Origin of the sequence: Bacillus sp. FJAT-52991, assembly GCF_037201805.1 — a bacterium.
In the GTDB taxonomy this organism is placed as follows: domain Bacteria; phylum Bacillota; class Bacilli; order Bacillales; family Domibacillaceae; genus Bacillus_CE; species Bacillus_CE kandeliae.
This window is the reverse complement of the sequence record NZ_CP147404.1, coordinates 420,001-435,157: the sequence shown is the minus strand read 5'-3', so window position 1 is coordinate 435,157 and position 15,157 is coordinate 420,001. Positions and strand designations below refer to the sequence as shown.

Sequence of the window (15,157 nt, the reverse complement as noted above, 5' to 3'; positions counted from 1 at the left end):
TTAATCACCTTCCTCGAGGGCAGCGTATTCAGCCAATGATCGATGGACGACATTGGATGTTGGAGTAGGAGAATCTGGGGTCGCCAAACCATTTAGATTCATTTCCTGCTCTTTTTTTGTTCCAGGTAAACCACTGTAATGGCTACTTTCTAGCGTCATTTGACGCTTTCCATCGATCACTGGATGTGTGGCTATACACTCGTGTTCATCATAAATTTCTAGTATGGCTTCATCGTTTTCCCGAATCTTTAAACGCTGTCCGACAAATCGATAAGGGACAGAATATTGATTCCCTTTATATGAAATCAAGCAATCCTTACTCACTTCCCGGAGTTCCCATTGTTGAATAGGGTATAAAGGTTTTATATTCCACGCAAGTAATAATCCTCGCTCTTCCTCAAATCGTTCATTCGGTGTTTGTTGCGTAGTTTGGTTTCTTTTTTTATGGACAACCTCATCTAGCCATTTTCGTACTTCATAATTCAGTTCTTCTAATGTTTCAGGTAGACGACGCTTCAAAAAATTCGTTTTTAAATAAGCAACTGCTCGTTCTACTTTTCCTTTTGTTTGAGCCCTGTAGGGCTTACAGGCTTTAGGGATAATCCCGTAGTAGTTGAGGAAATCCTCGAATTTTTTGTTGAAACGAATTTGCTTCAAGCTATGTTTGGTGACCACAGTACGCATATTATCGTAAAGCAACTGTTGCGGCATCCCATAAAAATAACTAAAAGCGTTCATATGACATTTCATCAAGGTTTCTTGTGTCATATCGGTTGTAAATTCAATATAGCGTTTACGGGAATAACTTAAGATCATGATGAAGGCATAAAGCGATCGTTTTTCCCCATTAACCATAAATTCACCAATATCTTCTGCCCAATCCACTTGCGCTTGTCGTCCTGGAGCTGTTTCAAACCGCACGGTTGCTTGTTTCTTGGGGGCTTCTCGGTACGGTTGAACAAAATCTCGAAGGATCGTACTTTTGCCTTGATACCCCATCGCACGAATTTCCTCAATCAGTACAGCACAATTGGTCGTGCCTTCTTTGATACGTTCCAACAAATAAGGCTTGTATGGATCTAGTTTGCTTGGTCGCTTGGCACGCGGCTTTGATTGAGGTGAACTTTCAGCATTGATATAATTCCTCACCGTTTTTCGATCAAATCCAGTTTCCCTGGCGATAGCACTTATGGCCCAGCCTTTCTGTTTCAATTCTCGAATCATCAAAAAATCCTCCAACAATAACGTCATTCCTACACTTCCAATCTATCTCTAATCGAAATAGATTATCTGTGATAACTGGGGAATTTTAAACCGTTATTATTGAGGATTTTAACACCGGTATTCACACATATAATAGAACATGCGGTTGGAAAGAATTAACCCCCTCATTACCTTGAAGTGTAGAATAATGATAAGCACAAGTAGTTCTCAATACCTTAGCTACATTTTCTCCGAACCTATTACTCTCTGCAATTTCTAATTTTCTAAACTTTCCATCATGAGGTTTCCAACCACTGTCTAGGATAGCTCCTATAGAATTCATAATTTGTTGATGTGGATCTCCAAAATGTTGAAATACAACACCACTATTTTCCAATAAATTACTTAATAATTGATATTGTAACTCATTTGTATCCTGCGCCTCATCTAACAACAAGTACTTAAATCTTTTACCGATAACTTTATTTAATTCATTTTTATATTTTTCAATATATAACTTGCTGAGCAATAGAGTATCTTTGTTACAAAAAATCCCATTACCCAATAAAGAATCATGTGTAATTTGTAAAGACAATTCACAGTCGTCATTACTATGTCTAACTCTATTACTTATTCCTTCTGAATCACAAATTAAATCTCTGGTATATTTTTCATCATTATCTGGTTTAGGTAATGACCAATCATCTTTATACCAGTGTGGCTTGTTCCTTTCAAATATTCTATGAAAATAATCTTCATATTCTTTTTCATCTAAAATCCTGAATTTGTTATTACTATATTCGGATTGATACATTTTTCTAGCAAAAAAATGATTAAAAAATGACTGGATTGTTCCAATAAAATTAGGGTATTGTATCTCCCCTAGTCCTAGCCGTTCTATTCCTAACTTTATTTCATCCACAGCAACATTTGTATGAGTTAGGATACAAACACCTGTACTATTAAACTTGGCTTCTTTTAATAGCAACGCACATTTAGCTATTAGGACTGTGGTTTTACCCGCACCTGGTGCTGCTATTACATTGATTGACTCATCCATATCTAAAACATGTTGTTGTGAATCTGTAAAATTTATACCTCTAGGTAATAACATTTCCTCTATACGTTTAATCATCTATATCAACTCCTGAGGCATGTTGAATCGCTTCTACAATATATTTTAAATAAGTATCCTTTAAAATCTCTCTCCCCAAATTTTTCGAAGAATCATTTAATAGCTTATAACCTAACACTTGGGCTACTTCAGCTTTAGACACATTCTTCTTATGAACTGGTTTGAAAATTTCTAAAGCTTTTTCATCAGATACTCCACCTTGAATTTCTGCTATTAGATCTTCTTTTTCTTGCTGTTCAACCTTAGTAGGTTTTTTATAACGACATTCAAATATACTTTCAATCAACATTACACTCAAACAGCTTTTAGCTAAGCAATATTCCAAAGTCCATTCTTTTGCTATGCATAATCTATATTCTGCATTATATATACTATATTTATTACATAAGTCACTTTTCTTTCTTGTTATCTTCTCCGTTAGATAATCTTCATCTATTGCCTTTGCAATAATTTTTATTACTTCTTTCTTGTCCGCCTCAGAGAAATCGTTACCCTTGAAGCCCCATTCTGTTAATAATTGTGGTGCTGTATTATATCTACGTCCAAGTAGGTCTTCATTAAAACCAATTTCTTTTGATATATTTTTTTTAATTTCCTCGTATTCCTTCTTCGTTTCTATCGAATAGTAATAGTCTTTACCCCATCCTTTCTCATAATAAATCCAAGGCTTAATATCTAAATCTGTGATTACTGATACTGGGAGTTTGAATTTATTACCATCATCTGCTCGTGAAAATAATTTAATATATCTTTCAAATGAAGTACCATTCACATTTACAATTGAAATACCATATTCATGTAATGGTAACCCTATTAATTCTGCAATTACAGGAATCAATAAACTCTCTGAATCCCCTTCTACAAAAATAATGCCCTTTGCAAAGAATAAGTTACTCTTAGTAGCATCTAAGAATCGTTTTAAAAATTCATAATCTTCATCCTCTAGCATCGTAGAGCCTTTACTTAACTCATAAGCATTTTCCTCATATAACTGAACAATATATTCCGGAGAAATAGAAGCTGCCAATGATGGACTATGAGTTGTTATAATAAATTGACCGTTAGCTTTTGCCTTTTTTAACTGTAACTCAATATATTTAATAAGACGATATTGAGCCTGTGGATGTAAATGAGCTTCTATTTCTTCTATTAAAGTAATATTAGGTCCCATATTATTTTCAATGTTTAAAAGTAATAGCTCCGTTGCTATAAACAGCACATTTAGACTTCCTAACCCATTATTAATCTCTTTTGTAGTCAAACCCAATTTTCTTAAAATATCATTCAAATCTGTTTGTGCAACTTCAAAGACAGGTGTAACTTTGTCATCGCTGTCTCTTTTACTAAAAAAATTTTTAAGTAATTCTTTTAAATCTGTCACAATTGACTTCTCGTCTTGATATATCTCTCCAAAGAAATTTTCAATTTTACTATTGGCATCTTTGACGACTGTTTCTAACTGATGTTCTTCGCCCACTTCTTTTTTTAATGCAGGATGATACCTTAAGATCTGAGCTAAACGAGACCGTAAGCCTGGCTTTAGCTCCTGTGATGCATCTCTTAATGGCTTCAAGTATGTTGTTTTTAAAATTTCTTTTGCTACTTTTTCAAGCCTCGATTCTGCTCCTTTTGGTCCTGCTTTCAAATTAAAGTCCAAAGTTTCTTTTCCTAAATAGTCTGTAATTTTATCTACTGTTAAATAAACTCTTAACTCATATGTATCTTCTTTTATCGAAAGCCATTCTAAAAAAGCGCCTGCCTCTTGTTCAGATAAATCAGCAAAAACCCCTTCAATTTGAAAGTTAGTTACCGTTTCACCATCTTCGTTTCGGTAAAAATCTTCATTTTGAATCTTTATATATTCATCACTAACTACACCTAATAAATATCGTATTCCATCAATAATAGCTGTTTTTCCTGAATCATTTTCTCCTACTAATAAATTTAATTTGTCATTAAACTTAACTGTAAGACCTGGTTGATCTCCCTTAGAAAACTTTCTAAAATTATATAAATTCAAAGTCTCCAAATACATTTTTTACCCTCCTGAAATTACTTTTCTTAGAAAAGAGCATGAAGGAAAACTGATATCATTTTTCAGTGATATACTAGGTAGAGCCTAATGTTTGGGTGATATCACGAAAATGTGATTTAGGCACTCTAGAGTGACAACAATGCTAGGAACACCAGAGTGATACATTTTTTTACACAAAATTTGATTCCCTCTACTATTAAATTCAAAAACAGAGAAACCTTCATTACTTTTCTCTCAATAAATCTTCAACTTGAAATTTAGGAATGGAGAACAAAAATTCCTATATCTAGTATATAACAAGCTTTTCTCCTAAACTACTTATTCCATTTCTAAGTCTTTTGTAACATAGCATTAAATATGTATATGTATGCACAAAAAGACCTTTCCTATGAAATCATAGTAAAGGTCTTTTGTATGTTTGCAAAACGCTACTTTTCTAAAAAAGTTAGCATTTCTTATTCATTTAAGTGAAGAACGTTGATGGATCAGCGTTTGGAAAGGCTGAATTACATCATTCCACCCATTCCGCCCATGCCCATGTCAGGCATGCCCATGCCACCAGCGTTTTCTTCTGGCTTGTCAGCAACTACAGCTTCTGTTGTTAAGAACATAGCTGCTACGGATGCTGCGTTTTGTAGAGCGTAACGAGTTACTTTCGTTGGGTCTACGATACCTGTTTCGATCATGTTCACCCACTCGCCAGTTGCTGCGTTGAAGCCGATGCCGATTTCTTCGCGTTTTAGGCGGTCAACTACGACAGAGCCTTCAAGACCAGCGTTTAGAGCGATTTGGCGAATTGGTTCTTCTAATGCGCGAAGAACGATGTTGACACCAGTTGCTACGTCGCCTTCTGCTTCGATAGCAGCTACTTTGTTATATACGTTTACTAGTGCAGTACCACCACCGGATACGATTCCTTCTTCAACGGCTGCACGAGTTGCGTTCAACGCATCTTCAATGCGAAGTTTGCGTTCTTTAAGTTCTGTTTCAGTAGCAGCACCAACTTTGATGACAGCTACGCCGCCAGCTAATTTCGCTAAGCGCTCTTGTAATTTTTCACGGTCAAATTCAGAAGTTGTTTCTTCAAGTTGAACGCGGATTTGGTTTACGCGTGCTTCGATTTGAGCCGCATCGCCAGCACCTTCAACGATTGTTGTGTTTTCTTTAGAAACAACCACTTTCGCTGCGCGTCCTAATTGAGTGATATTTGCTGATTTAAGATCAAGTCCTAAATCTTCAGTGATTACTTCACCGCCAGTTAATACAGCGATATCTTCAAGCATTGCTTTACGACGGTCACCGAATCCAGGAGCTTTTACTGCTACTGCATTGAATGTACCGCGAAGCTTGTTCACTACTAATGTAGCTAATGCTTCACCTTCTACATCTTCAGAGATTAATAGAAGTGGTTTAGATTGTTGAACCACTTGCTCTAGTACAGGAAGAACTTCCTGAATGCTTGTGATTTTCTTGTCTGTGATTAAGATGTATGGGTTGTCAAGAACCGCTTCCATCTTGTCAGAGTCAGTGATCATGTAAGGAGATGCATATCCGCGGTCGAATTGCATACCTTCTACAACGTCTAGCTCTGTTGTGAAGCCTTTAGATTCTTCAATTGTGATAACGCCGTCGTTACCTACGCGCTCCATTGCTTCAGCGATTAATTGACCAACTTCTTCGTCAGCAGAAGAGATTGCCGCTACTTGAGCAATTGATTCTTTGCCTTCGATTGGTTTAGAGATTTCTTTTAACGCTTCAACAGCTGCTTGAACTGCTTTGTCCATGCCTTTACGAACGCCTACTGGGTTTGCTCCAGCCGTTACGTTTTTTAGGCCTTCACGGATCATTGCTTGTGCAAGTACTGTTGCCGTTGTTGTACCGTCACCCGCTACATCATTCGTTTTGCTTGCTACTTCTGCTACAAGCTTCGCACCCATGTTTTCGAATGCATCTTCAAGCTCGATTTCTTTTGCAATCGTTACACCATCATTTGTGATTAAAGGTGAACCGAATTTTTTCTCAAGTACCACGTTGCGTCCTTTTGGTCCAAGAGTTACTTTTACAGCGTTTGCTAATTGGTCTACCCCGCTAAGCATTGCACGGCGAGCTTCTTCGCTAAATTTAATTTCTTTTGCCATGTGTAAAACCTCCCTGATTATTTTTATTCGTATTCGTCTATTATTCTCCGATGACAGCAAGAATGTCGCTATCGCGAAGGATTAAATATTCTGATCCTTGGTATTTCACTTCTGTACCGGCATATTTAGAGAAGATAATGCGATCTCCAACAGCTACCTCTAGAGCTACACGCTCACCGTTCTCAAGAACACGACCTGTACCAACCGCTACGATTTTGCCTTCTTGCGGCTTTTCCTTTGCTGAATCTGGTAATACAATTCCGCTAGCCGTTTTTTCTTCTGATTCTAATAGCTCAATAACAACGCGATCACCTAGTGGTTTTAACAAGTGAAACAACCTCCTCATAATGTATGTAATTTTTGATTTATTAGCACTCTCTTATCATGAGTGCTAACACAATTATTATAATAATTAATTCGCAATTGTTTTGCAAGCATGAAGCATTATTTTTTTACAAATCATTCCCTCTTGACGACTCCTCCTTTAATCGTTCTGTTTGAATCCTCATCTTTTTATTAGTAAAATAGGCTGTAATTGAATTTTTAATAAAGGAGTACTTTGCATTTGAAAAAAAAATATGGCTTTGTTCTTATTGTATATTTAATCATGCAGTTATCAGGCCTTATTGGTGTACCGCTTATGTATAAAATGGGGGTAGCCTTAGGCATAGAACCGACCCGAGTGAAAGAAATGGTTCCAGGTTACTGGCTTCTCATAAGCTTTTCCGTTACGCTGGTGATTGTCCTTCTCATTTTACGCGATTCACCCAAAAACCGCTTGGAACGAACAGCGCCGATGTCTGCTGGAGAGTCCACGTTTTGGGCGATCGCTGGGGTATTCCTTGCATTTCTGGCACAAAGAATCGCCATTTCCATCGAAATGATCCTTGGTGTTGAAATGGGATCTGAAAACACGGAAACGATTGTCAACATCATCGAGTTTGTCCCAGTCACAATGATATCAGTCGCCATACTCGGTCCAATATTAGAAGAAATCGTGTTTCGTAAAATTATCTTTGGCAGCTTACATGAAAAGTTTTCTTTCAGCATCTCTGCGCTGATTAGCTCCGTTATTTTTGCTGCTGTTCACGGGGAGCCAGAGCATATCCTATTATACTCAGCCATGGGCTTTACATTCGCTTATCTATATATGAAAACAAAAAGACTGATTGTACCTATTTTTGCCCATGTGGCCATGAATTCGACCGTTGTACTGGTGCAATACTTTTTGAAAGATGAAATTGAAAGAATGATAAAAGAAGCAGAGCAGCTACAAAGCGTTATTGCTTGGCTTTCATAGCCTGTTTAACTGAATTTGGAGGAGTTTTAATGAGACGATCACCATTAACTGCCGGGATCTTTTATTTATTTCTCGGCGTTTTATTTACTTACTGGGCGATTGAAAATGTCAATTCTAACGGTTTTGACTTTTTCACTTATGTATTAATTCTACTGGCAACAATGGATATCGGTTCAGGTATTCGTCTAGTGTTTATGCATTTCCGACTAAAGAAAAGTGCAAAAAAATAAGGCTGTTCCATAAAGGGATGTTCCTCTATTCGGAGGAATCGCCCTTTGGACAGCCTTTTTTATTCATGTTCTAAATTCTCCACTTCAATCTCTGCAGCTATGGCCTTCTTATAACCAATTTTCGAAATCCAAATACTAATCTCATAAAGAATGAGTAAAGGTACAGTTACCATCAAGTGAGACATAATATCCGGCGGCGTAATCAACGCGGCAATGACAAGCAATGAAAAGTAAGCATACCGGCGAATTTTCGCCAAAAACATCGGTGTAATGATGCCAAGCCTTGTTAAAAACAAAGTAACAACTGGCAATTGAAATAGAAAACCAAATGGAATTGTAATTTGAAATAAAAATTGGAAATATTCATTAATACCAATCACTTGCTCAATATTTAATTTCCCTGATAAATTCATCATGAAATGAATAATATGCGGAAATAAAATAAAGTAAGAAAATGAAAGTCCCCCTAGAAAAAGCAACACCGATACAGGAATGTAACTAAGTGTAACCTTTCTCTCTTTATCCAATAAGCCTGGGCTAACAAATGCCCAAAGCTGAAAAAGAATCATGGGTGAGGTGATAACAATGGCTATAATAAAAGCCATTTGAAAATAAATCTTTAATGGATCGGTGACGCGAAAAGCATTCATTGTTAGCTCTTTTGCCTCATCAGCATGCTGCAAGTAACGAATGATCGGCTCCGCAGAAAATAAACCTAATATCATAGCAAAGAAGAAGAAAACGACTACTATGATAAGCCGTTTTCGCAATTCACCAACGTGTTCATATATGGTCATGTCTTGTCGACTCATAGTCATTCATCCTTCATTACTGGGGATCTTTTTTATCCGCTGGATTATCTTCATCGTCTCCCAGCCCTTTTGTCGCATTTTTAAATTCTTTTAATGTATCTCCAGCTGCCCGTCCAAGTTCAGGAAGCTTCTTCGGTCCAAAAATCAATAATGCTGCAACGGCGATTAATATCATACTACCTATACCTATTGGCATTAGTGCAACACCTCCTTCCCTTCATCATAACCGATTTTTCAACATTTTTCTATTGCGACTTTTCTTCTGCTACTTCTGGATAGTTCTTCAAAAAATAGACTAATGACTGCAACTCTACAGCGAGGTCAATGTGGTGCACCCGAATCGACGCTGGGACAGTTAGCCGAGCCGGTGTAAAATTTAATAGTCCTTTAATTTCAGAATCAGCTAGCCGATCAGTAATGCTTTGAGCAGCCTGAGATGGAACTGTCAAAATAGCCACCTGCACCGATGCTTTCTTCAGCTTTTCCTCTAAATCATCTAAATGATAAATGGGGACATCTCCTATAATAGTGCCCACTTTATCTTGATCTACATCGAAAGCCATTTGGATTTTCGTATTATTATTTTTCATGAAATTATAATTCAAAAAAGCAGTCCCTAAATTCCCCACACCGATTAATGCTACATTTGTCACTTCATCTTGGTCTAATGTTTTTCGAAAGAAAGAAAGCAAATAGCTCACATTATAGCCATATCCTTTTTTGCCAAGCGCCCCGAAATAAGAAAAATCTCGGCGAATCGTTGCTGAATCCACTTTAACAGCCTCACTTAGCTCTGCCGAAGAGACTCTTTGCTTCCCAGAAGAATGTAAGTTTTGAATAAAACGGTAATACAATGGCAGACGCTTCGCTGTTGCCTGCGGAATTCTCATTGAATCTTGATTCATTTAACATACCCCCACTACTACAACTAACTTCCTTGTTAACGCTTCCATCTGTTTTCCCTTACGTGTTATCATACAATAATTTACGTTTTTTGTCTTATACCTTTGTTGATCTTTTCACAATTGGCTTTATTAAAGTGTCTTGTTGACTTTTAACTCATTCGAATAAAATGCTCTAAATTAACCTCATTCTTTCATAAAGCTTCACAAATTAAATGAACTAAACTTAGAACATTGCTCCTGCTAGTAGAATGGGCTACACTGAAAACAGAGGTGAAAAAAGATGATTTTGTTACAAGTTCAACAGCTGTCGAAGTATTTCGGTGCTGAACTTATACTATCGAATATAAAATTAGAGGTACAAACGAAGGATCGGATTGCCCTTGTTGGTCGAAACGGTGCAGGGAAGTCGACTCTTTTAAAAATAATTGCTGGTCACCTTTCGTATGATTCTGGGGAGATTATGAAACCAAAGGATGTGACGATCGGTTATTTAGCGCAAAATACTGGATTAGAATCTGAGCTATCCATTTGGGAAGAAATGCTCTCTGTATTTGCTCATTTGCAAGAGATGGAACAAACGATTCGTCATCTCGAAGCGCAAATGTCGAATCCTCAAGTATATGAAAATGAAGCACTTTACAATAAAGTCATGAGTGAATACGATGTGTTACAAAATAAATTTAAAGAGCTAGGCGGCTATCAATTTGAAGCAGATATCCGTTCCATTTTGCACGGGTTAAACTTTCACGACTTTGATTACTCAACGAAAATATCCACACTAAGTGGTGGACAAAAAACACGACTGGCTTTAGGGAAGCTGCTTTTAACGAAGCCTGATATTTTAATACTAGATGAACCGACAAACCATTTAGACATTCAAACGCTCTCTTGGCTCGAACAATATTTACAAAACTACAGCGGTGCTATTTTAATTGTCTCTCATGACCGTTACTTCCTCGACAAAGTGGTCACCCAAGTGTATGAAGTATCCCGTCATAAAATTAAAAAGTTTCACGGGAACTACAGTAAATATTTAATTCAAAAAGCCGAACAGTACGAAAAAGAAATGAAAATGTTTGAAAAGCAGCAAGAACAAGTCGCAAAGCTGGAGGATTTTATTCAACGCAATATCGCGCGTGCATCTACCACTAAACGAGCACAAAGCCGCCGAAAGCAGCTACAGCGGATGGAATTAATGAACCGCCCGGATGGAGATGAGAAATCCGCCAACTTTTTGTTTACAATTGAGAAGCAAAGTGGGAATGAAGTGTTAAAAGTCAATGATTTATCCATTGGCTATCAAGGGAAAGCTGTCGCTAACCACTTAACTACACTCGTTCCAAGAGAAGACAGCATCGCACTCGTTGGACCAAATGGAGCTGGGAAATCAACCCTCTTGAAAACAATCGTCAATAAACTGCCTTTACTAGCTGGTACCTTTACGCTTGGAACAAATGTCTCAATCGGCTATTACGACCAAGAACAAGCGGAATTAACATCTAATAAAACGGTATTAAACGAATTATGGGATGATTATCCAAGCACTCAGGAAAAAGATATCCGCACAGCACTTGGTAACTTTCTTTTTTCAGGTGACGATGTATTAAAGCCCGTTTCTACCTTGAGCGGTGGTGAAAAAGCTCGCCTCGCTCTCGCTAAATTAATGATGCAAAAGGCCAATTTCCTTATTCTCGACGAGCCAACGAACCATCTTGATTTAGATAGCAAGGAAGTGCTAGAAAACGCACTGATCGACTATCCAGGAACGATTTTATTTGTATCCCATGACCGCTATTTTATCAATCGACTTGCCTCAAAAGTGATCGAGCTTTCTCAAGAAGGTCTAACCGAGTACCTTGGAGATTATGATTATTACGTGGCTAAGAAACTAGAACAAGAGGAATTGGCTACAATAGAAGAAGCCGCTGTTTCTGCAAAAGCAGATACAACCTCAAGTGAAGCTTCTACTTATTATGTCGATAAAGAACAGAAGAAGCTAGAACGCCAAAAGCGGCGACGCATCGAAGAAATTGAACAACAAATTGAAAGAATCGAAGCGGACATCGCACAAGCCGAAGAACTATTATGTCAGCCTGAAGTATTTCAGGATCATGAACGATCGTTCGAGCTAAATGAAAAGCTTGAGAATAATAGATCTGAAGTGGAGAAGTTAATGGAAGAGTGGGAGCTTCTTCAGGATTAATCATTTATGGAGCTGTCCAGAAAGTCAGTGAAAACTGACTTTCTGTGACAGCCCTAGTTTTTTGGGATTGCTTTGACTTTGTCGACGTTTTCTTTGACCTTTGTATCCGTTCTTTGACTTTCTGGATGCTTTCTTCGACCTTCGTATCTGTTCTTTGACTTTTCGGACGCTTTCTTCGACCTTTGTATCCGTTCTTTGACTTTTCGGACTCTTTCTTCGGCCTTTGTATCCGTTCTTTGACTTTTCGGACGCTTTCTTTTTTTATTCACAATCTTATCCACATAAAAAACACTTTATTTACAATAACTTAACAAAGTTATCCCCTTTATCCACATTTTTATGTGTTTTTATCCACATTATCAACAATTTTGTATGCGTTTACTTAGCGGCTTTTCAACAAGATATATTTATTTATTCACAACTTACCAACAGGTTGTGAACAACGAAAAAAGCTGTCCGATAAGAATTTCTCATAGGACAGCTTTTGCTTAAAATTGCTCAATATCTAATCCTGGGTAACCATTCATTGTGAAGTCATCTCTTTTTCCTTGCTCAAATAGAACTGTACCAGCCGCAGCAATCATTGCGGCATTATCTGTGCAAAGAGAAAGCGGAGGAATGATTAATTCAACTTCTGGCAAAGTAGCGAATTGCTCTTCTAACACCTTTCTTAATCCTTTATTCGCTGCCACTCCCCCTGATAAAAGCACTTGCTTCACATCAAACTCTTTTGTCGCCCGCATCGTTTTCACCACTAACACTTCAATAACACTTTCTTGGAAGCTCGCAGCAATGTCTTCAGGCTTTAACTCGTCTCCGCGTTGCTCTGCATTGTGAAGCGTATTAATCACCGCCGACTTTAATCCACTAAAACTAAAATCATAAGAGCCCTCCTCAAGCCAAGCTCTCGGAAAATCGATGGAAACTTCTCCTTCAGCTGCCATTCGATCAATATGTGGACCTCCTGGATATGGAAGATTCAATGTCCGTGCCACTTTATCGTAAGCTTCACCAGCTGCATCATCACGCGTTTCTCCAATCACTTCAAATGCTCCATGCTCCTTCATTAACACAAGCTCCGTATGGCCGCCAGAAACAACAAGAGACAATAATGGAAAAGCCATTTCCGCAACGATTCGATTCGCGTAAATATGACCGGCAATATGATGAACCCCTACAAGTGGAAGGTTATGAGCAAAAGCTAAAGCCTTCGCCGCATTCACTCCTATTAAAAGAGATCCTACTAAACCCGGACCTTTCGTAACAGCAATCGCATCTAAATCTTTAAACGTCATCTCTGCTTGTTTCAGCGTTTCTTCAATCACAATTGTTATTTCTTCTACATGGTGACGAGAAGCGACTTCAGGCACCACTCCGCCAAAGCGCTTATGACTCTCAATTTGCGAAGAAACAACATTTGCGACAATTTCTCTGCCATTTTTTACAATAGCTGCGGCTGTTTCATCACAGCTTGTTTCTATCCCTAATATATATGTGTCTTTTTTCATCATAACCTCACCCACATTACTAATGCATCTTCCTGATTATCGGAATAATAATTTTTGCGAATCCCACCCGGCTGAAAACCAAGCTTTTTATATAAATTTTGAGCGGTTGTATTACTCACCCTCGCTTCTAATGTCATCACTGCAGCCCCTTTTTCTTTAGCTGCTTTCATCACATGCACAAGAAGTTTTTCACCAAAACCATGTCCTCTATAAGACGGTAAAATCGCAATATTCGTAATTTGCGATTCATCTAATACAAGCCACATGCCACAATAACCTACTAGTTGTCCCTCTGATTCCGCCACATGATACAAGGCAAACAAATTATTATCGATTTCCTTATAAAAGGATTCCTTTGTCCAAGGAACGGTAAAACTGCTCTTCTCAATTTCATATACTTGTTCGACATCATCAAGTGTCATCTCACGAACAGCTATATCAACCATGACGGCCTTCTACTCCTTGTTGCGCCTCTATCCACTTTGCTTCCGCTTCAGCGAGGCGAATATAGTTTGGCACAAACGAGTGCAAATCTTCAGCTGGTGCAGTTAAACCAAGTCGGCCTAAGTCAGACGGTCGTGGTGAATGTACACTCGCTTCTCCAATGATCGCTTTTTCACCTAACACTTCTATAATCGTTTCTTTATGAAGAAGAACATCCTTGCCTGTAAATAAAACAGAATGATCTAACTCCTTCAATTCCTTACACCAATCTTCAAGCAATAGATTTTGATCTTCTTTCACAGTGATCAACTCTCCATTCTCGAATCGGTACAACCCAGTATAGACTCGACCTCTTCTTGCATCAAAAATAGGACTAATATAAGCTGGAAAATATCTCGCGGAAGCGGCAACCGTCGCAAGACTAGATACGCCTGATAATGGAATCTGTAAAGACCAAGCTAACGTCTTAGCAATCGTTACCCCAATACGAACACCTGTATAAGAACCTGGTCCTTTCGCAACAACAATCTTATCAAGCTCGGATGGCTGTACCTCACATTCTTTTAACAATGCATCAATGGCTGGCATCGCCCGCAATGAATGATTTTTCTTTAAATCCGTAATATATTCCCCTATTAACTGCTCCCCATCTAACAGGGCTACTCCAAGTGTATATGTAGATGTATCAATCGCTAATACTTTCATCCTAAAAGCTCCTTACAAATTAATTCATATCTTGTTCCTACAGGTGTTAATTCTATTTTACGCTTATCATTTCCTTGATGTAATAGAGATAGCTTTAAATATTCACTCGGGAACTGTCCTTCAATTAAATGAGCCCATTCCACAACTGTGACACCCTCTCCATAAAAATATTCATCAAAACCAAGATCTTCTTCCTCATCCTGAACTCGATACACATCCATATGATAAAGCGGAAGTTTGCCCATATATTCTTTAATAATCGTAAACGTAGGGCTATTCACTGTTCGTTTGACACCAAGTCCTTTCGCTAGTCCTTTCGTAAACGTCGTCTTCCCCGCACCTAAATCACCCTCAAGCAAAATCACATCTCTAGGTTGTAAGAGCTGAGCCAGCCTTTCTGCAAAAGCTTGAGTCTCCTCTGCACTTGATGTGAAAAAAGCTATTGTACTCATATTAAGTCTCCCTTTATTCATTATTCAATCCTTTAAGCTTTAATCGTAAAAAAAACCTTAGGAGTCATTGCATCCTAAGGTAGTTTA

14 protein-coding genes and 1 pseudogene are annotated in these 15,157 nt (G+C 38.0%); 3 read left to right on the top strand and 12 right to left on the bottom strand.

The window, feature by feature from the left end:
• The 5 genes from istA to groES all read right to left on the bottom strand — a co-directional run bounded on the left by istA (position 1) and on the right by groES (position 6,839).
• Positions 1–1,251 (bottom strand): IS21 family transposase, encoded by a 1,251-nt coding sequence (gene istA / locus WDJ61_RS02475; RefSeq protein ID WP_413789039.1) that lies wholly within the window; start codon positions 1,249–1,251, stop codon positions 1–3.
• Positions 1,252–1,345: 94 nt separating this feature from the next.
• The gene (locus WDJ61_RS02470; RefSeq protein WP_338752904.1) at positions 1,346–2,338 is read right to left on the bottom strand and encodes a UvrD-helicase domain-containing protein; all 993 of its coding nucleotides are present in this window, start codon (positions 2,336–2,338) and stop codon (positions 1,346–1,348) included.
• The gene (locus WDJ61_RS02465; RefSeq protein ID WP_338752902.1) at positions 2,331–4,373 is read right to left on the bottom strand and encodes an ATP-dependent nuclease; all 2,043 of its coding nucleotides are present in this window, start codon (positions 4,371–4,373) and stop codon (positions 2,331–2,333) included. Before WDJ61_RS02465 ends, WDJ61_RS02470 begins: the two co-directional genes overlap by 8 nt.
• Positions 4,374–4,879: 506 nt before the next feature.
• Entirely contained in the window at positions 4,880–6,511 is a 1,632-nt protein-coding gene (gene groL, locus WDJ61_RS02460) for a chaperonin GroEL (protein ID WP_338752900.1), read from the bottom strand.
• Between the two features lie 40 nt (positions 6,512–6,551).
• Positions 6,552–6,839 (bottom strand): co-chaperone GroES, encoded by a 288-nt coding sequence (gene groES, locus WDJ61_RS02455; RefSeq protein WP_338752899.1) that lies wholly within the window; start codon positions 6,837–6,839, stop codon positions 6,552–6,554.
• A 237-nt stretch (positions 6,840–7,076) separates the two neighbouring features.
• Between groES and WDJ61_RS02450 the strand changes: the two genes are divergently transcribed.
• Positions 7,077–7,811: a CPBP family intramembrane glutamic endopeptidase gene (locus tag WDJ61_RS02450; RefSeq protein WP_338752898.1), complete on the top strand. Its 735-nt coding sequence runs from the start codon at positions 7,077–7,079 to the stop codon at positions 7,809–7,811.
• A gap of 29 nt (positions 7,812–7,840) precedes the next feature.
• Positions 7,841–8,041, top strand: a complete 201-nt coding sequence (locus WDJ61_RS02445) for a YdiK family protein (protein ID WP_338752897.1) — start codon at positions 7,841–7,843, stop codon at positions 8,039–8,041.
• A 59-nt stretch (positions 8,042–8,100) separates the two neighbouring features.
• Here the strand turns inward: WDJ61_RS02445 and tatC are convergent, their stop codons facing one another.
• From tatC to WDJ61_RS02430, 3 genes are read right to left on the bottom strand one after another with little or no spacing between them, the layout of a single operon-like run.
• Positions 8,101–8,853, bottom strand: a complete 753-nt coding sequence (tatC, locus tag WDJ61_RS02440; RefSeq protein ID WP_338752896.1) for a twin-arginine translocase subunit TatC — start codon at positions 8,851–8,853, stop codon at positions 8,101–8,103.
• A 16-nt stretch (positions 8,854–8,869) separates the two neighbouring features.
• Positions 8,870–9,049: a twin-arginine translocase TatA/TatE family subunit gene (locus WDJ61_RS02435; protein WP_338752894.1), complete on the bottom strand. Its 180-nt coding sequence runs from the start codon at positions 9,047–9,049 to the stop codon at positions 8,870–8,872.
• Between the two features lie 49 nt (positions 9,050–9,098).
• Positions 9,099–9,758, bottom strand: a complete 660-nt coding sequence (locus tag WDJ61_RS02430) for a redox-sensing transcriptional repressor Rex (RefSeq protein ID WP_338752892.1) — start codon at positions 9,756–9,758, stop codon at positions 9,099–9,101.
• A gap of 280 nt (positions 9,759–10,038) precedes the next feature.
• Between WDJ61_RS02430 and WDJ61_RS02425 the strand changes: the two genes are divergently transcribed.
• The gene (locus WDJ61_RS02425) at positions 10,039–11,961 is read left to right on the top strand and encodes an ABC-F family ATP-binding cassette domain-containing protein (protein ID WP_338752890.1); all 1,923 of its coding nucleotides are present in this window, start codon (positions 10,039–10,041) and stop codon (positions 11,959–11,961) included.
• A 488-nt stretch (positions 11,962–12,449) separates the two neighbouring features.
• Here WDJ61_RS02425 and tsaD read toward each other — a convergent pair whose 3' ends face one another.
• From tsaD to tsaE, 4 genes and pseudogenes are all read right to left on the bottom strand, one after another.
• Entirely contained in the window at positions 12,450–13,469 is a 1,020-nt protein-coding gene (gene tsaD / locus WDJ61_RS02420; RefSeq protein WP_338754666.1) for a tRNA (adenosine(37)-N6)-threonylcarbamoyltransferase complex transferase subunit TsaD, read from the bottom strand.
• Positions 13,469–13,915 carry a ribosomal protein S18-alanine N-acetyltransferase gene (gene rimI / locus WDJ61_RS02415; RefSeq protein ID WP_338752888.1) on the bottom strand — a complete coding sequence of 149 codons (447 nt, stop codon included), beginning with the start codon at positions 13,913–13,915 and terminating at the stop codon, positions 13,469–13,471. Before rimI ends, tsaD begins: the two co-directional genes overlap by 1 nt.
• Entirely contained in the window at positions 13,908–14,618 is a 711-nt protein-coding gene (gene tsaB / locus WDJ61_RS02410; protein WP_338752886.1) for a tRNA (adenosine(37)-N6)-threonylcarbamoyltransferase complex dimerization subunit type 1 TsaB, read from the bottom strand. Before tsaB ends, rimI begins: the two co-directional genes overlap by 8 nt.
• Positions 14,599–15,070 (bottom strand): annotated as a pseudogene (gene tsaE, locus WDJ61_RS02405) (tRNA (adenosine(37)-N6)-threonylcarbamoyltransferase complex ATPase subunit type 1 TsaE). Before tsaE ends, tsaB begins: the two are co-directional and overlap by 20 nt.
• Positions 15,071–15,157: the final 87 nt, after the last annotated feature.